Origin of the sequence: Arcobacter aquimarinus, from assembly GCF_013177635.1 — a bacterium.
Classification (GTDB): Bacteria; Campylobacterota; Campylobacteria; order Campylobacterales; family Arcobacteraceae; genus Aliarcobacter; species Aliarcobacter aquimarinus.
Map to the genome: position 1 here is coordinate 998108 of NZ_CP030944.1, position 26630 is coordinate 1024737.

14 protein-coding genes are annotated in these 26630 nt (G+C 29.0%); 10 read left to right on the forward strand and 4 right to left on the reverse strand.

What is annotated here, in order from left to right; all coding sequences use genetic code 11:
• Position 1: 1 nt before the first annotated feature.
• The 7 genes from dmpG to AAQM_RS04940 are packed head-to-tail and all read left to right on the forward strand — an operon-like array spanning position 2 to position 5727.
• Positions 2-1033: a 4-hydroxy-2-oxovalerate aldolase gene (gene dmpG, locus AAQM_RS04910; protein ID WP_129094780.1), complete on the forward strand. Its 1032-nt coding sequence runs from the start codon at positions 2-4 to the stop codon at positions 1031-1033.
• A complete protein-coding gene (gene dmpH, locus AAQM_RS04915; protein ID WP_129094781.1) occupies positions 1030-1818 on the forward strand; it encodes a 2-oxo-3-hexenedioate decarboxylase in 789 nt (262 codons plus the stop codon). The genes dmpG and dmpH overlap by 4 nt, the downstream gene beginning before the upstream one ends.
• Positions 1819-1832: 14 nt before the next feature.
• On the forward strand, positions 1833-2024 hold the full coding sequence (thmT, locus tag AAQM_RS04920) for a 2-hydroxymuconate tautomerase (RefSeq protein WP_129094782.1): 192 nt from the start codon (positions 1833-1835) through the stop codon (positions 2022-2024).
• A 6-nt stretch (positions 2025-2030) separates the two neighbouring features.
• Positions 2031-3044 carry an LLM class flavin-dependent oxidoreductase gene (locus AAQM_RS04925; protein ID WP_129094783.1) on the forward strand — a complete coding sequence of 338 codons (1014 nt, stop codon included), beginning with the start codon at positions 2031-2033 and terminating at the stop codon, positions 3042-3044.
• Positions 3045-3066: 22 nt separating this feature from the next.
• A complete protein-coding gene (locus AAQM_RS04930; RefSeq protein ID WP_129094784.1) occupies positions 3067-3888 on the forward strand; it encodes an alpha/beta fold hydrolase in 822 nt (273 codons plus the stop codon).
• Positions 3889-3900: 12 nt separating this feature from the next.
• Positions 3901-4839 carry a ketopantoate reductase family protein gene (locus tag AAQM_RS04935; protein WP_129094785.1) on the forward strand — a complete coding sequence of 313 codons (939 nt, stop codon included), beginning with the start codon at positions 3901-3903 and terminating at the stop codon, positions 4837-4839.
• A gap of 9 nt (positions 4840-4848) precedes the next feature.
• Positions 4849-5727 carry an AEC family transporter gene (locus tag AAQM_RS04940; RefSeq protein WP_129094786.1) on the forward strand — a complete coding sequence of 293 codons (879 nt, stop codon included), beginning with the start codon at positions 4849-4851 and terminating at the stop codon, positions 5725-5727.
• Positions 5728-5804: 77 nt separating this feature from the next.
• Here AAQM_RS04940 and AAQM_RS04945 read toward each other — a convergent pair whose 3' ends face one another.
• From AAQM_RS04945 to AAQM_RS04960, 4 genes are all read right to left on the reverse strand, one after another.
• Complete coding sequence (locus AAQM_RS04945) at positions 5805-7016, reverse strand: hypothetical protein (RefSeq protein WP_129094787.1); 1212 nt, start codon at positions 7014-7016, stop codon at positions 5805-5807.
• 65 nt (positions 7017-7081) lie between these two features.
• On the reverse strand, positions 7082-8119 hold the full coding sequence (locus tag AAQM_RS04950; protein ID WP_129094788.1) for a prephenate dehydratase: 1038 nt from the start codon (positions 8117-8119) through the stop codon (positions 7082-7084).
• Between the two features lie 122 nt (positions 8120-8241).
• Entirely contained in the window at positions 8242-10113 is a 1872-nt protein-coding gene (locus tag AAQM_RS04955) for a sensor histidine kinase (RefSeq protein ID WP_129094789.1), read from the reverse strand.
• Positions 10103-10783 carry a response regulator transcription factor gene (locus AAQM_RS04960; protein ID WP_129094790.1) on the reverse strand — a complete coding sequence of 227 codons (681 nt, stop codon included), beginning with the start codon at positions 10781-10783 and terminating at the stop codon, positions 10103-10105. Before AAQM_RS04960 ends, AAQM_RS04955 begins: the two co-directional genes overlap by 11 nt.
• Positions 10784-10936: 153 nt before the next feature.
• Between AAQM_RS04960 and AAQM_RS04965 the strand changes: the two genes are divergently transcribed.
• The 3 genes from AAQM_RS04965 to AAQM_RS04975 all read left to right on the forward strand — a co-directional run bounded on the left by AAQM_RS04965 (position 10937) and on the right by AAQM_RS04975 (position 26629).
• The gene (locus AAQM_RS04965) at positions 10937-12880 is read left to right on the forward strand and encodes an ABC transporter substrate-binding protein (protein ID WP_129094791.1); all 1944 of its coding nucleotides are present in this window, start codon (positions 10937-10939) and stop codon (positions 12878-12880) included.
• 82 nt (positions 12881-12962) lie between these two features.
• The gene (locus AAQM_RS04970; RefSeq protein ID WP_171920661.1) at positions 12963-24977 is read left to right on the forward strand and encodes a hypothetical protein; all 12015 of its coding nucleotides are present in this window, start codon (positions 12963-12965) and stop codon (positions 24975-24977) included.
• Positions 24974-26629, forward strand: a complete 1656-nt coding sequence (locus tag AAQM_RS04975) for a ShlB/FhaC/HecB family hemolysin secretion/activation protein (RefSeq protein ID WP_129095378.1) — start codon at positions 24974-24976, stop codon at positions 26627-26629. Before AAQM_RS04970 ends, AAQM_RS04975 begins: the two co-directional genes overlap by 4 nt.
• Position 26630: the final 1 nt, after the last annotated feature.

The following is a 26630-nucleotide window of genomic DNA, read 5'->3' on the forward strand; positions in this document are numbered from 1 at the left end:
AATGGATTTAAGAGGAAAAAAAATAAAAATTCATGATATGTCATTAAGAGATGGAATGCACTCTATTAGACATCAGTTTTCATTGGAAGAGATGACTAGAATGTCAACAGCAATGGATAGTGCGGGTGTTCCTTATATTGAAGTTACTCATGGTGATGGTCTTGGAGGAAGTTCTTTAAATTATGGTTTTGGAAAACATACAGATGAAGAGTGGTTAGATGCTGTTGTTCCTTATATGAAAAATGCAAAAATTTCTGCACTTATGCTTCCAGGAATTGGTATTGTAAAAGATTTAGAAAGTGCAGTTAAGCATGGTATTTCTATGGTTAGAGTTGCTACTCATTGTACTGAAGCAGATTGTTCAGCACAACATATAAAAGCAGCTGTTAGTATGGGAATAGATACGGTTGGTTTTTTAATGATGGCTCATATGGTTACTCCTGAAAAATTACTTCAAGAAGCAGCTAAAATGGTATCTTATGGTGCAAAAACAATTTACGCAACTGATTCAGCTGGTTATATGTTACCTGATGATGTAAGTGCAAGAATAGCAATATTAAAAAAAGAGTTTGGAAATGATATTGAAATAGGATTCCATGGTCATAATAATTTATCAATGGGTGTTGCAAATTCACTTGCTGCAATTGAAGCAGGAGCAACAAGAATTGATGCATCACTTGCTGGATTTGGAGCAGGTTCTGGAAATACTGCAACTGAAGTTTTAGTAGCAGTTTGTAATAGAATGGGTGTAGATACAGGAATTGATTTAGAAGCAATAGAAGATGCAGCAGAAGATATTGCATTACCTATTATGGGGAAACCGACAAGAATTTCAAGAGATTCTATTACTTTAGGATATGCAGGAGTTTATTCTTCATTCTTACTATTTGCAAGACGAGCTGAAGAAAAGTATGGAATAGATGCTAGAACTTTACTTGTTGAATTAGGTAAAAGAGGAATGATTGGTGGTCAAGAAGATATGATTGATGATTGTGCAATGGAATTAGCAAGAGCAAAAGGATTAATAAAATGAGTTTAGATAAAGCAACAATAGAAAAGTTAGCAAAACATTGTGAAGAAGCAGAAGTAAATGCAAGTGAAATTACTAAAATTACAGATGATTATCCAGATATGACTTATGAAGATGCTTATGATATTCAATGGACAGCACGAAAAGCTAAAGAGGCTAAAGGTCATAAAATCGTAGGTATGAAAATGGGACTTACTTCTCAAGCCAAAATGAAACAAATGGGAGTTCCAAATCCTTGTTATGGTTATTTAGCTGATTATTTTGCTTATGGTGATGGAGCAGAGATTAAAATCGATGAATTAATTCATCCAAAAGTTGAAGCTGAAATTGCATTTGTTTTAAAAAATGATTTAGAAGGACCAGGTTGTCATATTGGAGATGTATTAGCTGCAACTGATTTTGTTATGCCAGCTGTTGAGATTATTGATTCAAGATATAAAGATTTTAAATTTGATTTAAAATCTGTAATTGCAGATAACTCTTCATCTTCAAGATATGTAACAGGTGGAAGAATGAGAGATATTAAAGACTTAGATTTAAAAACTTTGGGTGTAGTAATGGAAATCAATGGAGAAGTTGTTCAATTAGGAGCTGGTGCTGCCGTACTTGGTCATCCTGCAACTGCTATTGCTATGCTTGCTAATATGCTAAGTGAACGAGGTGAAAAACTAAAAGCTGGTGAATATATCCTTTCAGGTGCAATAACAGAAGCTGTTAGTGTAAAAAAAGGTGATAATGTAACTGTTAAGTTCCAAGATTTAGGAACTTTGTCATTTAGATTTGTGTAAGGAGAATAAAAATAATGCCAATAGCTACAATAAATATTATTGAAGGTAGAAGTGATGAAAAAAAAGAGGCATTGATTGAGAAAGTAAGTCTTGCAATTGCTGAATCACTTGAAGCACCAATTGAAAGTGTTAGGGTAATTATAAATGAAATGCCTAAACAACACTTTGGTATTGGTGGAAAAAGTGCTAAAAAATTAGGTAAATAATTTTTTATGAGTTCTTTAAAATTAAGCGTACTTGACCAATCTCCAATTCATGATGCAAAAGAGCCAAAAGAAGGTCTATTTGATACTGTTAAATTAGCAGTTAGATGTGAAGAGTTAGGTTACTACAGATATTGGTGTGCTGAACATCATGACACTCCTGGATATGCTAGTTCATGTCCAGAAATTATGGTTAGCTCTGTGGCGAATGCTACAAAAACCATGAGAGTTGGAAGTGGTGGAGTTATGTTAAATCACTATAGTGCTTTTAAAGTTGCAGAAACTTTTAATACTTTAAGTGCTTTACATAATAATCGAATTGATTTAGGAATAGGACGTGCTAGTGGAGCTAATTTTTTAGTAGCAAGGGCTTTACACAATTCAAATAGCCAAGATTATTCAAAAAAAGCCTATGATTTAATAAACTATTTAGATGATAAAGTTCCAAAAAATGACTATTTTTATGGGGTAAATTTATCACCTAAAAATATAGATTCAACACCTGTTTATCTTTTAGGTTCAAGTGATGGAAGTAGTATTCTAGCAGGGAAATTGGGTACTGGTTTTTGTTTGGCTTTGTTTATAGGGACACATGATAGACCAATAGATATTATGAAATTTTATAAAAATAATTTTGTTCCTTCTAAAAATTTTAAAAAACCAAAAGCTATGTTGGCAGTTACGTGTATTTGTGCAGAATCAAAAGAAAAAGCTCAAGAAATAGCAAGTTTTCATACATATTGGAAAGTTCAAGCTTTTAGACATCCAAAAAGAGATGGTTTATATAGTCCAAGTGATGTAAAAAAATTGTATAAAAATTTGAGTTTTGAAGATAAAGCATATTATCACGAAACTTTAAATTCTATGATTTTAGGAACTCCTAAAGAGTGTAAAGAAAAAATAGAAAAATTAGCTTTAGAGTATGGTGTTGATGAGGTTATGATTGTAAATGTAACATACTCTTTTGAGGATAGAATAAAATCTTATGAACTTCTTGCAAAAGAGTTTAATTTAAAAAATTAATAGATATAAAAAAGGAGAAAAAATGTCAAATCCAGAAATTGCGAACAATATAAAAACAGGAAAATTTAACACAAATTATCATGATTTAGGAGAAGGTGAGCCAATTATGTTTATTCATGGTTCAGGACCAGGTGTTTCAGCTTATGCAAACTGGAGAGGTTCAATGCCTGTTTTAGCTGAAAAGTTCAGAGTTATTGCTCCTGATATGGTTGGGTTTGGTTACTCAGATAGACCTGAAGGTATTACATATAATATGGATACTTGGGTTGCTCAAACTATTGATTTAATGGATGCTTTAGGGATTGAAAAAACAAATTTAGTTGGTAACTCTTTTGGTGGAGCTTTAGCTTTAGCTTTAACTATTAAATATCCAGAAAGATTTAACAAAGTTGTATTAATGGGTGCAGTTGGTGTTTATTTTGATTTAACTTATGGACTTGATAAAGCATGGGGATATACTCCAAGTATTGAAAATATGAAAGAATTACTTGATATTTTTGCTTATGATAGAAGTATCGTAACTGATGACTTAGCAAAAATGAGATATGAAGCAAGTATTAGACCAGGATTCCAAGAATCTTTTGGTTCAATGTTTCCAGCTCCAAGACAAAATGGTGTTGATTCTATGATGAGTTGTGAAAATGACATCAAAAAAATTGATAAAGAGGTTTTAATCATACATGGAAGAGAAGATAAGGTTATACCTGTTCAAAATTCTATTAAATTAAACCAACTTATCTTAAAATCTCAATTACATATTTTTGGACAATGTGGACACTGGACACAAATTGAACATAAAGATAGATTTAACAATTTATTATTAAATTTCTTTAGCGAGAAATAAAAAAGGTAGAAAATGAGATTTTTAATTCTGGGTGCTGGTGGTATCGGCTCTTATTTTGGTGCAAGATTAATCGACGCAGGACATGATGTAATTTTTGTTGCAAGAGGAAAGCAATTAGAAGCTTTACAGCAAAAAAAGTTGAAGTTGCAGCACCCAGAATTTTCTTTTTTTAAGAGAGTTGTTTCCTATAATATTGATGAAATCAAAAAAATTCAACTACAAAATTTTGATGCTGTTTTGATTGCCACTAAGTCAACTTCAACTTTATCTTTAGCAAATGACTTAAAAGAATGGTTTGCTAATAAAAAACAGATTCCTTATATTATCTCTTTACAAAATGGAGTAGATAATGAAGAAATCCTTTCTACACATTTAGACAAAACCCATATTATTGCAGGACTTACAAGAAAAATCGGCGCTCATATTGTAAGTCCTGCTGTTATTACTGCAACAGGAACTGCTGAAACTATTTTAGGTGCAATTGAGCCAACAAAATCTAATGAGAGTTTTTTAAATGAATTAAAAGAAGTTTTTAATGATGCAAAAATCCCAACACAAATTTCAGAAAATATAAATGTAGAACTTTGGAAAAAACTTATTATAAATAATGGTGTAAATGCAATTTGTGCATTATTAAAAGAAAAAACAGGTGAAATCATGCACCATGAAAAACTATCAAAAATCGTTTATGGTCTTATGAGTGAAACAGCAATTGCAGCTTTAAATAAAGGAATAAATATTTCTAAAAATGAGATAGATGATATGTTTGATTTGATTACAAATTTTGATTCAATAAAACCATCTATGTTAGTAGATGTTGAAAATAATAGAGAATTAGAGTTAGATGAAATTTGTACAGTTGTGATAAAAAATTGTGAAGCCCAAGGATTAGATGCCCCTTATACAAGAACAATTTCTACTATTTTAGAATATGTTTATTATAAAAAGTAGTTTTTTCTAATGTTTTTAAAAATAATAGAGATTATTTTTCCTGTTTTGATTATTGCATTAATTGGATATTTTTATGCAAAAAAAGAAAAAATTAGTATGGATATACCAAATAAAATAAATCTTGAAGTTTTTATTCCTATTTTAGTTTTTTATGCAATTAGTGAAAAATTACCATCAATTACAACTTTAGGTACTTTTTCACTAGGTGCTGTTATTGTAGTTTTAGGTTCTGGAATTATTTTATATCCAATAACTAAATTATTAGGTGTTAATCCAAGAACTTTTCTTCCTTCAATGATGTTTAATAATTCCATAAATTTAGGGCTTCCTTTGGCATTATTTGCTTTTGGTGAAGAGGCAATGGCTTTGATAATAGCCTTGTCGATAGTGCAAATAGTAGGGCAATTTACAATAGCAGTTGTTATGTATGGTGGAGTTGCAAAAATTAGTGAACTTCTTAAAAATCCTGTTATATTAGCAACATTTTTTGGATTAATATTTAATTATTATAATCTTCATTTACCACAAATTTTAATAGAGCCTTTAAAAATGTTATCTCAAATATCTATACCTTTGGTTTTATTTGCATTAGGTGTTAGATTATCAACTATTGAGTTTAGTCATTGGAAAATAGGCTTAATTGGTGCTATATTATGTCCACTTTCTGGTATTTTAATGGCATTAGTTGCGATTTATATTTTTGATTATACACCACTTCAAACAAGTTTAATAATTTTATTTGGAGCATTGCCACCTGCTGTTGTAAATTCATTAATGGCAGAAAAATATGGATATGATTCTAGTGTAGTTGCTTCTTTAGTTGCTGTTGGTAATCTTTTTAGTTTGATTGTTATACCAATAGTGCTTTATTTTTTGTTTATTGTTTAATAATTTTAATAATAAAAATCCTCCTTTTATAGAAGGAGGATTGAATAAAGTTAAATTTTAGGAGAGATAAAATTTACTTAAAATTTATATGACAAATAAACTCTTGCAACATCAGTATTTTTCTCTTCTATTCCAGCAGGAATAATCGTATGTTCAGTTTCAACATGTTCATAATTAACTTTTAGCAAGAAATTTTCATAAAATGGATAAATAGCCATTGCCCCAACAGCACTAACATCACCTAATCCACCATTAGACCAAGAATAACCAGCGTAAGCTATAGTAGTAATATCATAAACAGGAACTATCAAACCACCAACTAATGTATCAGTATTAGCTCTTGTAGGAACTCCTCCTCCATTTACAGGCATTGCTGTAAATGCTGTATCAGTTGTTCCAGCTCCAGCCCCTAAATTTACATCACCATCTTTTGTGCTTGAATTAAAAGCTACAAGATAGCCTAATTTTCCTATTCCTAGTGCACCTTGAGCTTTAATTCCGTATAATTCACCATCTTCTAAAGTAGAACCTTTTGATTCATCTTTTGATGATAAATATTGTGCTGAAATAGTATGAGTACCAATTTTATAATCAGCTTGTAAATAAATATTATTTCTATCATTATTTGAATTAGTTGCATTAACATCTAAATATTGAGCTTGTAATTCAAGATTTTCAACAGAATTATTTTTTACATATAAAGTATAAGCACCATCTTCAAAGTCATTAAATTTACCAATATCTGTATTTCCATCTGTTTTAGCCTGATATTTATCAACATATCCAGCAACAATAGTAGTATTAGGAATATCACTATTTGTTAACAAATAAGCTTCAAAAGAGTCTTTTAATAGACTTTCTGAAGATTTACCATCAATTGCTGTACTAACTAAAGGAGTATAAATATATTGTCTACCAGCTTTTACACTTGTATTTGATAATTTATAATCTAAATAAGCTTCAGATAAAACTCCTCCTGATGCATTTAAGTCAGAGCTAAAAACATTATTTTTATTTCTATCATCAATTACATGGGAAGCCTGAAAAGTAGCTCCAGCAGAAAAACCATAAAAATCAGCAGTAATAAAACCTAAACTACCACCAATAGTTGAGATATTATCTGTTTTTGAGTTTCCTAAAAAATTAGAACTTGAATAAACTGATTTGATTTCTCCTTTTATTTTTCCATTAGTAAAAGCATCAGCTAAAGTTTCATTTGCACTAAGACATGTGGGAAATGAAGCCATTGAAAGAGCGGTAACAAAACTTAATTTAGTAATATTTTTCATAATCATCCTTTTTTTAATATGTATTCAAAGCTTATTAAAATTGAATCGCGAAATAATCGCAATTTTTATATATCTTCAATTTGTTTCATATAAGAGCCTAAAACTTTTATATGTGAATTATGCTTTTTAATGATTTTTTGTACTTCTTTATCATTTTTATCTCCTTCAAACTCTATAAAAAAAGTAGAAATACCTTTTACAATATGTGATTTGATTTTATTTAGATTTATTTTTGCTTTTTTAAAATCATTTAAAAAATTGATTAAACTTCCTTGCGTATTTGGCAGTTTAACAATAATAGAAGTTTTAGTATTATCATTTCTTTCGTTTTCAAATTTACTTATGATTAAAAATCTAGTTTTATTATCTTTTTTATCTTCAATAGATTCAAATAAAATAGGAATATTATGAGTTTTTGCAGCAAGTTTTGAGCAAATAGCAGCACTATTTGGTGTTTGAGCTGCAAGTTTAGCAGCTTTTGTTGTCGAGTCTACATATTCGTATTTTACTTCATTTAAATGATAGTTTTCTAAAAAAATTGAACATTGGTCAAACGCAATATCTTTAGAGTAAATGATTTTTATATCTTGAGTTTTTGAACAGTTACTTACAAGAGTATGATGTATATCTAAAACAGTTTCTCCTATGATATTTAAATTGTAATTATCAAAACAATTTATTGTATCACCAACTATTCCATTTGAACTATTTTCAATAGGAACTATGCCATATTTAGCTCTTCCTTCTTCTACTTCAAAAAAAATATTTTTAATTGAATTAACTGAATAATAGTTATTATTTATTCCAAACAGATTTATAGATGCTTCGTGAGTATAGCTTCCTTCAGGACCTAAATAAACAATTTTTTCATTGTCGTAAAAAAAAGAGTTAGAATATATTTCATTGAATACTTGATTTATGTATTTAGTATCTAGTTTTTTATAGTTATTTAGATTTAATTTTTCTAATAATTTTTGTTTAATTAAAAATGAGTTTAAAGAAGGCTCATTTTCTAATAAGATATTCTTTTTATTTAAAAGTTCTAAAATTTTTTCATTTATTGAACATAGTTTTTTTAAATTCTTTTCTTTATTTTCAAGCATATTTTCCCTTAATAATTATCTATAGTTTTTTTTACTATACAGGAAAAAAATCGTAAAAAAATCGCTTATTTAGAATTTTTTTAATTCTTGTAAATAAAATATTTAAACTTTGCTAAATATTATTAAAAAACAATTTTAAAAGTTGCCCCCTTTTGATTATTAAAAACTTCAATTGTACCATCAAGATTATTTTCTACTAAAATTTTACACATAGTAAGTCCCATACCATTTCCATTTTCTTTTTCACTTACGAAAACTTCAAATATTTTATTTATAGGAGTTATATCTATTCCTCCACCGTTATCTTCTATTTTAAGTACTATTTTTTCATTTTTTTTTGATATAGAAATGATTATTTTGCCTTGTAAAATTTTTCTTTGTTTAATAATATCCAAGGCATTGTCAATAATAATTAGACAAACATTAGCAAAAGCATTTTTATGTCCAAAAAATTCGATTTCTTCACTTAAGTTTTTTTCAATAGAACAATCAGAATACATTGTTTTTGCACTTAGCAAATTTATAATATTTTCTATTTCTTTTGATAAATTAAATCTTGTTTTTTGATTTGAATTGAGATAAAAATTATTAAATTCAGTTATTGAATTTTGCATAAAATTAAGACTTTCTCTCATTGATATTATTATCTCATTTAATTCATTTTTTAATTTATCATCTCTCTTCCAAAGTGTTGCTTCCATTTGGGTTAAAAGACTTCCTAATCTTGAAATTGGTATTTTCCATTGGTGAGAGAGATTTCCTATAGTTCTTCCTATTGCTGAAAAACCAGATTGAGTAACTAGAAGCTTTTGATTCATTTCGGTATTTTCTTTGAGAGTCTTAAATTTTTTTCCAAGAGCTAAAGATAAAAAAGTTACATCGAAAAGCATACCAAGAGCTACAATATACATTGATAAAAGGTTTGTTTCTTCATTTACTATGATTCCACTAAACTGTTGATAAAATAAAGTAATCAAAAATATTCCATGACCTAAAAAATAGTAAAAAGACCCCTCTATTTTTTTTCTTAATCCATAAATAGCAACCCCAAATACAAATAACAAAATAAATAAAGATAGAGGTTTTGTAATAGTTCGTACAGTATTTATTATTTCCACATCAAAAAAAGAATAAATAAATAAAAACAACATCAAAAAAATGAAAATAAAAAGTAAAAATATAAATTTATGTATTAAAGGCATAGTTTTTTTAGTGTTAAAAAATAGCATTAAAAACCATAAAATACTCAGTAAACTAAGTTGAGATAAACTCCAACTAACAGAATTAAAAATTATTGGATTAGAATAAAATTCAAATTGATAGAAAATCCCATTCGTAGAAAATTGGAACAATAATGCAGTTAATCCATGAAAAGAGTAAGCAATGTATTTAGTATTTTTCAAACTTGCATAAATTGAAATATTATAAATAATCAAAGATAATACAACCCCAAATAAGAGACCCCAGAATAAAGTATCATAGATAATAAACGACAAAAATTCATTATTATATGCGATAAACCAAGTTGCATCTATAACGCTTTTTGATTGTAGTTTTGAAATGATTGTATATTTTTTATTTTCTTTTAATTCTAAATTTATATTAGTAAATTTTGAAGAAATGAAATTTTGAGAGATAGTTCTATAATTACCTAAATTATGAGTTTTAATTAAAACATTATCTTCAAAAATATACACATCTAAGATATTTATATTTATTTTTGGATTAATTAAAAGAATATTTTTATCTTTTTTACTATGAAGTTCTAATTTACTCCAAACAGAACCTTTTACATAACCAAATGCTAGTTTTTGAGGTAAATAAAACTCTTCAAAAGGAAGATTTCTTATGTTGTATGTGTCATTTGAATCAAAAAGAACTTTAATCTCTTTATTTAAATTTTGATAATCTTTTAAGTCTGTAATTTCAAAAGCGAAAGAGTTTAAGCAAAAAAATATAAAAATAGTTATTACTCTTAAAAAATTATAAAACACGATAACCAATCCCAAATATACTTTCAACCAAATTTGTATTTAGTTTTTTTCTAAGTCGTAAAACCATATTTTTGATTGATGGTAAGTTTACACTACTATTTTGACTATTAAATAGTTCATTTGTTATTACATCATAAGTTAAAACTTGATTTTTATTTGAAATTACTAACTCTAAAAAAATTATTTCATTTTTAGTTAACTTAATTTCTTCATTATTATTTTTAAAAATAGTTTTTAATTGGCTATTATAAATTAAATTGTTATCAATGTGATGGATTATATCTTTTGATAATCTATTTGCACACTCTTCGAGAACTGTTTTTAATTCGTCAAAACTTATAGGTTTTGATAAAAAATCAATAGCTCCAACTTTCATAGCATCTCTTAAATTCTGAATTTCTTGATAATTAGAAATCATAAAAATTAAGCTTTCCTGACTTTTTGCCCTAAAAGCTTTTGCTATTTCAATACCATTGTATTTTGGTAAATTTAAATCTAGAATTATAATATCAAAGTTTTTTTCTATTAAGTTCATAGCTTCCTGCCCATCTTGTAGTACAATAATATTATTAAAAAAAACACTTAGAACCTTTGAAATACTATCCCTGACAATAGGATCATCTTCCACATATAGAACTTTCTTATTTTTTAGTATTGATAATTTATTCATTTATAACCATTTATTTATTATTTTGGATGAGTGTATATTTCTAAATATAAAAAAAAACTTAAAAAAGAATATTGAGACTAAAATGAGACTAAATTGCTTTTATAAATTAAAACAATTGAGATAAAATAAAAGTTCAAAGATTACGGGAGTTTAATGTATAGTATAAAATTTATTATTATAAGTTTTTTAGTTATTTCTAGTTTGTATGCTAAAGATAAGAGAGTAACCTTACAGTTAAAATGGAAACATCAATTTCAGTTTGCAGGATATTATGCTGCCCTTCACAAAGGTTACTATAAAGAAGAAGGACTAGATGTTTTAATAAAAGAAGCAACAACTGATTTAAATGTAGTGGAAGAGGTTTTAAGTAATAATGCCCAATTTGGTATAGGAACAAATGAGTTAGTACTTGATTTTGCTAAAAATAAATCTATTAAGATTTTGGGAGTTATATTTCAACATTCACCACTTTCAATAATATCTTTAAATAATAATATTAAGAATATTCATGATTTAGTTGGGAAAAAAATAATGATAGAAAATGGAGCCTCTGATATTTATGCTCTTTTAAAAAGAGAAAATATTGATATAAATTCTTTAAAAATATTACCCCATACAATTAATATTAACGATTTAATAGAACACAGAGTAGATGCAATAACAGGATATAGTATAAATGAACCATTTAATTTAGCTAAGAAAGGATTGCATTATAATATTTTTTCTCCAAGAGCAGCAGGAATTGATTTTTATGGAGATAATCTTTTTACTTCAAATGATATGATAAATTTAAATTCAGAAATTGTAGAAAAATTTAGAAGAGCCTCTTTTAAAGGTTGGCAATATGCTATGTCAAATCAAGATGAAATTATAGAAATTATAATGAAAAATTATAATAGCCAACATAAAATAAAAGAACATTACCAATTTGAAGCAAAAAAAATGATGGAGCTAATATATCCTGATATCGTAGAAATAGGATATATTAATAAAGGAAGATGGGAACATATAATAAATGTTTATAAAGAATTAGGATTATTAAATCAAGATATAAATCTTAAAAAATTTTTGTATATTCCAGATAAAACATTTTGGGAAGAGTATAAATATCTGATATTTATAGTTTTATTTTTTATATTACTTTTATTTTTAGTTGGATTTATTGCTTATTACATTTATAAAATAAATCTAAAATTAAAAAAAAGTGAACAAAGACATAAAATAATTTTTCAAAATTCAGCAACAGCTATTCTTATTTGGAAAAAAGGTTATATTATTACAGATTGGAACTATCAATCTACAAAACTTTTTGGTTGGAATGCAAATGAGGTTATTGGAAAAAATTTTATGAATTTTTTAGTACCTGAAATTGAAAAATCAGATATAGATAAATATCTAGATAGTTTTTTAAAAAACAGCAATTTACATATATTTACCAATGAAAACTTAATGAAAAATGGTAGTTTAATTACATGTGAGTGGTATAATACAATTTTACCCAGTTTTGAAAATGAAGAGGATTTTGAAGTTTTATCTTTAGTTATGGATATTACTCAAAAATTAGAGAATGAAAAAGTTTTAAAACAATTAGCAAATTATGATTCATTAACAAATTTACCAAATAGATACTATTTTGAAACTATACTAGAAAAAATTTATTCTTTATCAAATAGAAATAACTCTATTTTTGGTTTAGCATTTATTGACCTTGATGGTTTTAAAGCTATAAATGATACTTATGGTCATCATGCAGGAGATTTTGTTCTTCAAAATATAGCACAAAGATTTCAAAAAAGTATTAGAAAAGAAGATACTATTGCAAGAATAGGAGGAGATGAATTTGCTCTTGTTTTTCATATCTCAGAAGGAAATGAAAATTATAACAACTTTTTAAATAAACTTCTTAGTATAACTTCAATTCCCATAAAATATACAGATGAAATTACTTTAAAAGTAACTGCAAGCATAGGTTTAAGTTTTTATTCGTCACAAAATAAAGTGAGTATACAAGAACTTATAAAACAGGCAGATGATGCTATGTATAATGCAAAAAAAAATGGTAAAAATATTTTTGCTGTATATAATTTTAAACATTAAGACTAAATTGAGACTGGTTGTGACTACTCTGAGATTTTTTTAGATTAAACTAATTATAAATAATTTTTATAAAGAGTGAAAAATGAAAAAATTTAATTATGATTTCAGTTCAAGATTCCGTATCTTAAAGGGTGGAAAAATTTCTTTGGTCGTATCTGCACTTCTTGGAAGTGCCATAATTTCTCATGCAGCTCCAACAGGTGGAACAGTTACTAGTGGAAATGCTACTATTTCTCAAAGTGGAAATGTTACAAATATCACTCAATCAACCCAAAAAGCTTCCATAAATTGGCAAGGCTTTTCAATAGCTTCAAATGAAACAGTTAATTTTAATCAACCAAATGTAAACTCTATTACTTTAAATAGAGTTGTTGGAAATGAGCGTTCTGTTATAGATGGAGCGTTAAATGCAAATGGTCAGGTTTGGATATTAAATTCAAATGGAGTTTTATTTAATAAAAATGCGAAAGTAAATACAGCAGGAATACTTGCAACTACTAAAAATATTTCAGATGAAGATTTTCAAGCTGGAAATTATAAGTTTAGTGGAGATTCATCTGGCTCAGTTATAAATATGGGAACAATAGAATCTACTGATTCTGGATATGTTGCCTTATTAGCTAATAAAGTAGAAAATGATGGAACAATAAAAGCTTATAAAGGAACTGTTCATTTAACAGGAGCTAAAGAAGCAACAATAAATTTAAATGGAAATTCAATAGTATCTTTAAGTGTTGATAAAGGTATTTTAGATGCTTTAGTTGAAAATAAAGGTGCAATTATTGCAGATGGTGGGAAAATATATCTTACAACAAATGCAGTAGATGAGATACTAAAAGGTGTAGTAAATAACACAGGTATTTTAGAAGCAAGTTCTATGGATGATATTTTAGGAAATGTAGAAGTTGTTGCAAATAATGGAGATGTTATAAATTCAGGAACAATTGATGTTAGTTCTGATTCAGCAAAAGCTGGAAAAATTATTGTGACAGGTGAAAATACGACTATTTCTCAAACATCTAGCATAAAAGCTGATGGAAAAACAGGTGGTGGAACAGTTTATATTGGAGGAAGTTGGCAAAATAGTGATACTACAGTTTCACAATCAACAACTACAATAGTTGAAAAAAATTCAAAAATTACTGCAAATGCAACAGATAATGGTGATGGAGGAACTATTGCTATTTGGTCTGATATTACAAAAGAGAATTCTCTTACAAAAGTTGTGGCTACACTTGAAGCAAAAGCTGGAACAAATGGTGGAAATGGTGGAAAAATAGAAACATCAGGATATACACTTGATACTGAAAATATAAGTGTAACTGCTTCATCACCAAAAGGAAAAGGTGGATTGTGGTTATTAGATCCAACTGATACTACAATTAATCAAACAGTTGCAGATAGTTATATAAGTACTTTAAATGGCGGAACAAGTGTAGAAAATATTGTTTCAGGTTCTATGACAATTTCAAATGGAGTAATTATTTCTAAAACAGCAGGAAGTGAAGCTACTTTAAAACTACAATCTACAGGTTCAGGGTATATTTATATAGGTTCTGGAGTACAAATTAGTGATACAGCTTCAAATATATTGAATTTTACTATTGAAACAGCAGGTCCTGTTTATTTTGAAAACAATGGTAGTTCTAATCAAACTATAAATATTCATGGTGATTTAGATATAGGAGGAGCTTCAAATACATATTCTGTAGGAAATGCTTATTCTTATGGTGATACATATAAAAATGGTGTATTTATAGGTAATTATAATAACTTTACAGCTGATAATATAAATATTAGAGGTAAAGGATATGACTATAACATTAGTTATTATAATGGAGCTTCTAAAGTTGGAGGAGAGGGAATATTTGTAGGTTCAAATACTAATATTTTATCTCTTACAGATATAAATCTTAAAGGACAAGGTGGAGCTGGTTCAAATGCAAGTGATGCTGCAAATGCTGAAAATAATGTAGTTATCTCAGGTTCAACAGGTACTAATTATACTTATAATGCAGGAGCAGCAAGTAATTATGTTTATACTCAACCAAGTGCAGTTTCATCAGGTACAGGTACTGATAGTCATGGATATGCGGGAACATCTTCTTATGGAGGACAAGGATTATCTGGTTCAAATGGAGATAGTGCTTTAGCTACAGCAGCAGCAGGAGGAAATGGAGTATCAATTTCATCAAGTACAACTATTGAAGCTGGAAGAGACCTAACTGTAATAGGTATTGGTGGAAGAGGTGGAAATGGTGGTCTAGGTGGAAATGGTGGAATGGGAGACACTGGAGGTATAGCTCAAAATGGTCAAGGTGGAGGTAATGCTAAAGGTGGAGATACTTCTGGAACATATCAACAATTTGACCATTATTCTTATTACTATGATGGGGCAGGACCTTATAATTCATCTGGTCAATGGGTTGGTTATGGTCAACCGGGAAGTGGATATTCTCAACAAGCTAATTACATAACAGCTTATTACTCTGGAGGATATGCTTATGGAGGTGCAGGAGGTAACTCTATAGGTGGAAAAGGAGGTACTGGAGGTACTGGTGGAAATGGAAGTGCTGGTGCAAGCGGTGGAATTGGTATAAAGGTAACTAGTGCTACTTTAGAAGCCCGAAGAGATTTAAAACTTGAAGCAACAGGAGGAGCTGGAGGTACAGGAGGAGCTGGAGGTACAGGAGGTACAGGAGGTACTGGTGGTTCTTATGGTTCCGCTGGACAAGGAGGTAATGTAGAGCTTGGGCGTAACACTATTAGTAATAGTAATTATGGTGGGTATACTTATGGTTCAAGTGGTTCAGCACATATGGGAGATGGAGGAACTGGTGGAGCTGGAGGAACTGGTGGAGCTGGTGGAAGTTCTGGATATGCTATATCGTTAGAATCATCAACATCAATTCATGCAGATGAAAATATAACTTTAGATACTACAAGAGGAGTAGCTGGAGCTGGAGGAGCTGCTGGATATGGAGGTTCTGGAGGTTTTGGTTGGAACACAGGAAGTTCTGGAAGTAGTGGTTCTTCTTGGGGTAGTGGTTATGTATATGCAGGTATTTATACAAATGGCGCTGCTGTTATTGGTGATACAAATTCTTCAGGTGGAACATATACTGGGGATATTAATCTTATAGCAGATGCAATTTCTTTAAACACAAGCACAACTATAAAATCTCTTGGTGGAATCTTAAATATTAAAGCAAAAACAGATGGTACAAGTATAGGTGTTGGAAGTTATGGAACACTTAATTTACCAGCAAACTTTTTTTGGGATGGAACTTCAGGTATTGCAAAAGATGGCTTTAGTGTAATAAATATAGGAAGTGCTGATTTATCGAATCCTATTTCAATTTCATCAACTGTTACATCAACAGATAATTTAAATTTCATTACAAAATCTGGAACTTATATAGATTTATATTCTGGAACCTTAACAAGTAATGATAATGATATCACTTTCAATGGTGCAGTTAGAGTTTTAAGTGGTCAAGATAGTACAATTAGTACAGGAAGTGGTCTTGGAAATATTGTATTTAATAATACTATAGATGGTAGTTCTTCTAATTCTGGAAATTTAACATTAAATGCTGGTACTGGTAATATTGATTTTAATGGAGCTATTGGAAATAGTACAACTTTTGCAAATTTAACAATCACAAATTCTGCTTTAACAAATTTTAATAGTACAGTAAATATTGGTACAAATCTTACTCAAACTAATGCAGCTACAAATACTACAACTTTCACAAATACAGTAAATATTGGAGGAGCTGCTACTTTAAGAGGTACAGTTTTTGATATAAATAATAGTTGGAATAGTACAGAAGTAACTTCTTTTACAAATTCAGATTTAATAACAAAATCAGAAATGGGTGATATTACAGCAGTTGGAGGATTTAATACATCAGGAGATATTAATCTTGCTTCAAATATTAGTACAACAAATACTGATTTATCAATTGGTGGAAATCTAACTATTGCAGAAGGGAAAAGTGTTAGTTTAAGTACTTCATCAGGTGCAGGAAATATTACAGTAACTTCACAGACTCAAGGTACAAGTGGTGGAACAAATGAAGCTTTAATTTTAAATGCAGGTGCAGGAAATATCACTTTTTCTGATTTAGTTGGAAGAAAAGAGGATTTTGATTTAACTACTTTAACTATAAACTCTGTTGCAACTGCAACTTTTAATAAAAAAGTAGATTTAAAAGGAACACTTTCACAAGTTGCTGGAAGTGTAGCTACGACATTTAATGATGAGGTTGATGTTGGAACTCTTACTTTAACAGGAACAGCTTTTAATTTTAATAATAATTTAAATTCTGATTCAACTACAACTATTACTAATAGTGGTTTAGTTACAAAATCTAATGTAGGAAATATTACTTCAAATGGAGCATTTAGTACAAGTGGAGCATTAACTTTAGGTAGTGATTTAACAACTACAACAGGTAGTATTTCTGTGGGAGGCGCTTTAACATTAATTGAACCAAGTGATGGTACAAATGGAATAGTAACTATTCTTGCAAATGATAGAGCAAGTAATATTACTATTAATTCTATAACGGGAGCTAATCAAAACTTAGAGTTAATTTCAGGTTCAGGAAATATTTTAGTTACAAATAATGCAACAGGATTAAATAGATTAATTTTACAAGAAGATGCAGAAACATCAACAGGAAGTGCAACAATCAATGGAAATCTTGGAGTAGTTGATTTTGAAACTTATGCAAGAAGTTATGATATCTCTTTATTAGGTTCTTCAAATACATTTACAAATCAAACAACTTTTTTAAATAAAGGTAATTTAGTTTTAGGAAATGCAACGGCTGATACATTTAATTTTACAAATGGATTAAATACAGTTGCAGCTTCAACAGATACAAATAAAAAAGTTCAACTTTTCTCTACAATTAATACAACAAATAGTGACATAGTTACTGATAATGTGACTTTAAATGGAAATACTATAATAAGTACAGGAAGTGGAGCTGGAAATCTTGATTTCCAAGGAACAGTAGATGGAACTTATAACTTAACTTTGACTACTGGAACAGGGAATATTACTTTTGAAGATAAAGTTGGAGAAACTAATAGATTAGCAAATTTAGTTATAAATTCTGCAACAAAAACAGATTTTAATGATTCTGTAAAAATTGCAAGCGCATCACTTACGGGTGGAATTTTTAATTTAAATAATACTTGGGATTCTACTACTTCTACAGCATTTACAAATAGTGGATTAATCACTGTTAATCAAAATTCAGATATTACAACAGGAACAACATTTAGTACAACTGGTGATATTAGTTTAGACTCTAATATTACTACAACAAATAGTAATCTTACAATTGGTGGAAACCTTAATTTACTTGCAGATACTGTTACATTATCTACTGGAACAGGAATTGGGAATATTAGTTTAAATTCAGCAACTGGAAATAATAAAAATTTAAAATTAATTTCAGGACAAGGAACTATAACTTCAAGTGGAACAATAAGCGGAATAGATACTTTAAGTATCCAAGAAGGAATTACAACAACTCCTGGAAGTGTTGTATTTAATGGAAATTTATCTGTAAATACTTTAAGTACACAAGCAAGTAACTATGATATAAGTTTATATGGAACAAATACCACAATACAAAATGCTACAACTTTTAATAACACTGGAAATTTAAATTTAGGAAATGGGTCAGATACAATAAATTTTGTAAATGGATTAAATACAGATAGTCCAACTTTAGTAAATATTAATGGAACTATTCAGTCAGAGGGTACTTCAGTTATCTCATTAGGTGATACTAACACAACTGTAAGAATTCTGGGTAATTCAACAATTGGTGGAACTTCAACAGGTAATATTAATATTTCAGCAGTGACTTTAAATGATGGAGCAACATTAACTTTAGGAACAGGAATAAATAATGATATTAATGTGACTTCAATTAGTGGAACAGCAGGTGGAACAGTTTCTAATTTAGGAATTAACTCTATAGGAGATGTTTCAATTGGAAATATTGGAACTGATATAGGAACAATTACTGTTACAAAAAGTGCAGATACAACATTTACAGGAACAGTTAATACAAATAATTTAACTATTTTAGATGGAATATCAAATAAAACAATAGCTTTTGATAGTAATCTAACTGTAAATACAGCTATGTCAGCATCAGCTGGTAGTGCAGATTATAATATAGCATTATTAGGAAATTCAAACTCAATAGCTGGAACAACAACTTTAAGCAATACAGGAAATTTAACTTTAGGTGATGCTTCTACTGATACAACAACTTTTACAAATGGTTTAACTGCAACTTCTCAAAATAGTATAAATTTATTTGGAGAAACAAAATCAACTACATCAGCAGCAATTACTCTTGGTAATAGTGAATTGTTAGGTACTTCTAAATTAACTACAAATAATGGAAACATAAATTTAAATGGTAGATTAAATGGTGCAAATAATATCACTTTAACAGCTGGAATAGGAACAGTTAATATAAATAATACTATTGGAGATGTAACTCGTTTAGGAGCACTTACAATTGCATCTGCTACTACTACAAATATAGCAAGTGATATTAAAGCTGCATCAACTTCAATTACTAGTGGTACGATTAATATTAATAGTGGAGCTAATTCTGTTGATACTACATTAACGCAGCTTTATACAGGAGCCGTAGTCTTAGGACAAGATACAACACTAACAGGGAGTGATGTAACACTTGGTGGAACATTAAACTCAAGTAATACATCAGGAATAAGTGATTATAGAACATTAAGTATAACAGGTAATGGAATATTTAATGGAACAGTAGGAGCAACATACGCTTTAGGAAGCTTAGATGTAAGTGGAACAACAGCAATAAATAGTGCTTCAATAAGAACAAAAGATAATCAAACATATAATGGTGCAACAACACTAGGAGCAAATACAACATTAAGTACAACAAATAATGGAGTAATTTGGTTTAAAGATAATCTAGATAGTACAACAAGTGCAAGAAATTTAACTATTAATAATGGGAATGTAATATTTGATGGAATAACAGGAAGTACGTTAGCATTAGGAACAGTAGGAATAACAGGTGATGAAATAACAATAAATAAAGCATTTAGTAGTGGAGCAACAACAATAACAAATGCAGGATTGTTTACAACAAGTAGTGAAGGGGATATAACTGCAAGTGGAGGATTTACACAAAATGGTGTAGGAACAAATAGCTTAGCAGGAGATATAACAACAGTAAATAATAATATCAGTTTTGCAAAAGCAGTAGTATTAACAGATGATGTTGTGATGAGTACAGGAACTGGTGCTGGTAATATCTCTTTTGCTCAAACTATAAACAGTGATGACGTATCAACACCTAGAGATTTAACTTTATCTACAGGAACTGGAAATGTAGTATTTACTGGATTAGTTGGAAATACAACAGAATTAGGTGATATTATTATAAACTCAGCAACAAATGTAACTACAAATGGTATTAAAGCTGCAAGTTTTGAACAAAAAGCTGGAACAGGAACAACAACTGTTAATTTGGGAACATTTAGTGATGTTGGACAACAATCTCTTTATACAAGTGCTACAAAAGGGATTGATATTACTACTTCTACAATCTCATTTACAGGAGCAATTCAGACTGTTAATAATGGTAATTTAAGATTAAAAGCAAATAATAATTTATCTTTAACTCAAAGTGCAACAGCAGATGGTTCTGGAAATGTTAATCTTGAAGCAGGTGGATTACTTACTATTGGAGCATTAGTTTCAACAGGAACGGGAAATATTACATTAATTGGTGGAACAGGAGTTACACATACAGGTTCTGCTGGTGGACTTAAAACTACTGGAGATGGAGAAATAAGTGTTACAGCAACAACTGGAAATATTACTATGGCTGATGGAACTGTATATGAAGTAGATGATGGAAATGTTACATTGTTAGCTGCAAATAATATTTTGTTAGGTGAAATTAAAGCACAAAAAACAGTAGATGGACAAACAGTAGATGGTGATAGTTTAATAAGAGTAACTGCAACAAATGGAAATATTACAGATAACACAGCTTCTAATAATCCAAATATCATAGGAAGAGTTGCAGCTTTAAATGGTAAAACAGGAGTGGGTGCAAGTAATAAATATATTCAAACACAAGTTAGAGAATTAAGTCTTAATGCAAATACAGGTGGAATATATGTAAATAGTTATGGTGATGTTGCATTTGGAAGTGCTGATGGTGGAGTAACTGGAACTACAACTTCAGGTGATATTGTTGTAACTGCAAATGGAACAATTACAACTGCAGGTGAAGTTATAACAAAAGGTGCAATTACTTTAGATAATTTAAGTGCAACAGGTTCAGAAGGAATTGTTCTAAATGATAATATTACTGCTGATGGATTGGTAACATTTAAAACTCATGGTAGTTTTTCAATGCTTGGTGAAGCTGATATCTTTGCAAAAGGTGGTTTTTCTATTCAAGCTGATGGAGATACAAAATTAGCAGGAAGAATTAAAACAAACAATAGTGATATAACATTTAATAGTAAATTTTATTTAGTTGGAGATTTAATATTAGATACAAATACTGGTGCTGGAAATATTAGTTTACAAGAAGTTGAAAATGATGCAACGGCATTAGGTAGTCCACATAGTTTAACTTTAACAGCAGGAACAGGAAATGTGGTATTTAATAAAACATTGGGTGTTGATGCAGTTACAGGTAAACTTAATGAGTTAAAAATAACTTCTGGAAATAATGTATCTTTAGATAAAGATCACCAAGTAAATTCTATAGATTGGACAGCAACTAATATTAATTTAAATAGAGCTAATTTTGTAACAACTGGTTCTCAAAGCTATAATGGAGCCGTAGTCTTAGGACAAGATACAACACTAACAGGGAGTGATGTAACACTTGGTGGAACATTAAACTCAAGTAATACATCAGGAATAAGTGATTATAGAACATTAAGTATAACAGGTAATGGAATATTTAATGGAACAGTAGGAGCAACATACGCTTTAGGAAGCTTAGATGTAAGTGGAACAACAGCAATAAATAGTGCTTCAATAAGAACAAAAGATAATCAAACATATAATGGTGCAACAACACTAGGAGCAAATACAACATTAAGTACAACAAATAATGGAGTAATTTGGTTTAAAGATAATCTAGATAGTACAACAAGTGCAAGAAATTTAACTATTAATAATGGGAATGTAATATTTGATGGAATAACAGGAAGTACGTTAGCATTAGGAACAGTAGGAATAACAGGTGATGAAATAACAATAAATAAAGCATTTAGTAGTGGAGCAACAACAATAACAAATGCAGGATTGTTTACAACAAGTAGTGAAGGGGATATAACTGCAAGTGGAGGATTTACACAAAATGGTGTAGGAACAAATAGCTTAGCAGGAGATATAACAACAGTAAATAATAATATCAGTTTTGCAAAAGCAGTAGTATTAACAGATGATGTTGTGATGAGTACAGGAACTGGTGCTGGTAATATCTCTTTTGCTCAAACTATAAACAGTGATGACGTATCAACACCTAGAGATTTAACACTATCAGCTGGAACAGGAACTTATAGTTTTGGGGGTGCAGTTGGTAATATAGTAACTTTAGACAATTTAATAATTAATTCAACTAATACTTTAAATTTAGATCAATATATAAGAGCTTCAACACTTAGTACTAATAGTAATTTGATTACTTTAGGAAGTAATGCAGATATTCAAACTACTGGAATACAAAATTATAATGGTGCAGTTGTTTTAAATGCAGATACTTTATTAACAGGAAGTGAAATTACTTTTGAAAATACAGTGGATAGTGATAATACAGGTGGAGGAACACCTGTATCAAATTATAGATTTTTAAATATTGTTGGAGATGTTGTATTTAATGGTGCAGTGGGTTCTAATTATGCTTTAGGAAGTTTAAGTGTATCAGGTGATGCTCAAATAAATGGTGGAATTATAAAAACTAATGGAACTCAAACTTATACAGGAGCAGTAACATTAGGAAGTGATACTTCATTTGAAACAAATAACTCAAATATATCTTTTGGTAGTTCTATTGATGCAAAAGCAGGAGTGACACCAGCTCCAAATCTATCTTTTACAGCTGGAAATGGTGATATTTCAGTTGCTGGTGCAATAGGTTCAAATTCAGCTTTAGGTGGTATTGAAATAGTGTCAGCAAAAGATGTAACAACAAATGGTATTACAGCCGATAACTTTACACAATTATCAGGTACAGGAACAAGTACTTTTAATGGAACAACAAATCTAACAGGAAATTTTGATTTTACAGGAACAAATTTAACAGTTAATGCTCCTATGAATATTGATGGAAGTGCTGAGATTACAAATTCAGGATTATTTACAACAAGTTCAAATGGTGACATTTTAGCTAAAGATGGTTTTGTTCAAAATGGTACAGGAGATAATAGTTTAGCTGGAAATATAACAACAGATGGAAATAGTATTAGTTTAGCTGGAAATGTTACTTTAACTGATAATATTACTATTAGCACAGGTACTGGTCCTGGAGATGTTACTTTTGTAAAAGCAGTTAATAGTGATGGGACTACACCTGCAAATGGGCTTGTAATAAATGCTTTAGGTGGAATAGTTGAATTTAATGAAGCAATTGGTGGAACATCTGCTTTAGGTAATTTTAGTGTAACTTCAAATCAATTTTTATTTGATGATTTAACATCGACTTCAAATGTAGATATAAATGTACAAGGTGATTTTGAATCAGGAAGTATTACAGCTGGTGGAGATATGTCAATATCTACAACAGGAGATATAACTCAAAAAAGTGGTTCAAGTTTAGTTATTGCAGGAGATTCAGCTTTTGAAGCAATAGGTGGAGATTTAACTCTTACTGAAGCTGGAAATTCATTTACTGGTCAAGTAAATATGACTGCACAAGATATATTAATTGATTATGCAGGTGGAGACTTTGTTGTTGGAAATGTATCTTCAACAAATCTTGATATTACTTCAACTATTGGAGATATAACTCAAGCAAGTGGAACATCTATTATTGTAACTAATGAAACAACATTAGCTTCAACAACTGGTGATATAACATTAACTGGAAATAATGACTTTGCAGGAACTGTAAACGCAAGTGGAAAAGATGTAGCATTAAATGATGTAAATGGAATAGAACTAGGAGCAGTAACATCAAGGGGAACTTTAGATGTAAGTGCAAAAGATGATATTACTCAAAGTGTAAATTCAGTAATAAGCTCAGCAGGTGAAACAACATTAGCTTCAACAAATGGTGATATAACATTAACTGGAAATAATGACTTTGCAGGAACTGTAAACGCAAGTGGAAAAGATGTAGCATTAAATGATGTAAATGGAATAGAACTAGGAGCAGTAACATCAAGCGGAACTTTAGATGTAAGTGCAAAAGATGATATTACTCAAAGTGTAAATTCAGTAATAAGCTCAGCAGGTGAAACAACATTAGCTTCAACAAATGGTGATATAACATTAAGTGGGTTAAATAATAGTTTTAAGGGATTAATAAATTTAGATGCAAAAAATGCAAATATTAATTCTAAAGATAGATTAAATTTAGGTGATGTAACACTAGTTTCTAAGTTGAAAGGTACAGGTGCACCTATCGAAAATACTCTTAATTCTTCAGATATTGTGAATATTTTAATTAAAGATTTTAATAATATTGAAAAAAATATAAATAACATAAATTTATCATTTTTTAATTTACAAAAAAATCAAAAAATTGGAAATGTAAATTTAGAAAATTTTAACTTAGAAAAATTATCTAGTAATAAAATAGATAATATTTTATTATTTTCTACACCACCTGAAAGTACTCAAACTGAAAAGATTACTTTAAGTGAATTAGTTTCAGCAAAAAAGAGTGAGTCACAATCAGACATAAGTATCTCTCTTGCTCAAGATTCTATTATTGAACTTATAAATGGTGGAGTAAATTTACCAGAAGGTGTTGATCAAGAATTTTATATAGTAAAACAAGACTTAAGAGATGAAAAGGAAGGAATTAACCAATGAAAAAACTATTAACTATTTCAATAATAACAGTAAATTGTCTACTTGCAACTGTACCAGATATTGATACTATTCCAAAATCAATAATTATACCTAAAGAGGTAAAAAAACAAACACCTTCATTGATTGATATTGAAGGAAAAGAGAAATATGCTCCTGTTATGAAAGATGATAAAAGTGGGAAGAAAATTTTAGTAAAAGGTTTTGATATTAAAGGGAATAATAATTTAAGTTACGAAGAATTGAATAATGAGATAAATAGTTTTTTAAATAAAGAGTTAAATTTTAATCAACTTCAAGAAATTACTTCTATCATTACAAAAAAATATAGAGAAAAAGGTTTTTTTGTAGCAAGAGCTTATATTCCTATGCAAGATATAAAACAAAACAACAATATATTTAAAATAGTTGTTATAGAAGGTAATTATGGGAAATTTAAACTAATTAATAATTCTTTAGTAAATAACTCTACTGTACAAAATATGTTTGATAATGCTAAAAATAGAGGAAATGTTATTAGCACTGATACATTAGAAAGAGCTATGCTTGTTATAAATAATACTCCTGGTGCGGTAGTATCTAAGGCAGAAATAAAACCAGGTAAAGAAGTTGGAAGTAGTGATTTTTTAGTTGAAGTAGATGCAAGTAAAAGAGTTAATAGTTTTGTTGTTTTTGATAATTATGGAAACAAATATATAGGAAAAAATAGAATTATGTCAGGAGTAGATATAAATTCACCTTTTAAATTAGGAGATAAAATATCTTTATTTGGACTAATTAGTAATGGTGCAGATTTAAAAAATTATAAAATTTCATATAATTTTCCATTGATGGCAAATGGTTTAAGAGCAGGATTAAGTTACAATAATACAGATTATAATTTAGTAAATTTAGATGATGGTATTTTAGATGAGGAATATTTTGGAGATTCAAAAATATTCGAAGTAAGTTTAGAATATCCTATAATAAAATCAAGATTAGAAACTCTTGATTTTACTGCAATTTATTCAGACAAAAATATTTCTTCGACAACAGATGAAAAGGATTCTAAAGAAATTAATTCTATTTCTTTTGGGTTAAATCATATAAAAAATCAAACTTTTTTAGGATTAAATGCAAAAACGACTTTAGAGGCAATACTTACTATTGGAGAATTAGCTGATAAAAGTATGATGAATGGATCTTATCAAAAAATTAATTTTAATTCATCAATAGATCTTGATATTACATCAATATATTCTATAAGTTCTTCAATTAAACTTCAAAAAGCATTTAAAAATCAAAATTTAGATGGAAGTGAAGATATGAATATAGGAGGTTCTAATGGAGTAAAAGTATTTCCAGATGCAGAGTTAAGTGCAGAACAAGCAGCATTGTTTAATGTAGAATTTTTTGCAAAACTTCCAGAAGTATCTGGTTTAAATCATAAAATAGGATTGTTTTATGATATAGGAACAGCTTCAATGAGTCAAAAAGATGAGGATATTATATTTGAAAGAAGAACTCTGCAAGATATAGGATTTGGATATTATACAAACTATAAAAATACTTTCACAAAATTACAAGTAGCAAGAGTAGTTGGAGGTCAAGATATAGAAACTGAAAATATTGGTAATATATCAAAAGTTCTTTTTCAAACAGGATTAGTATTTTAAA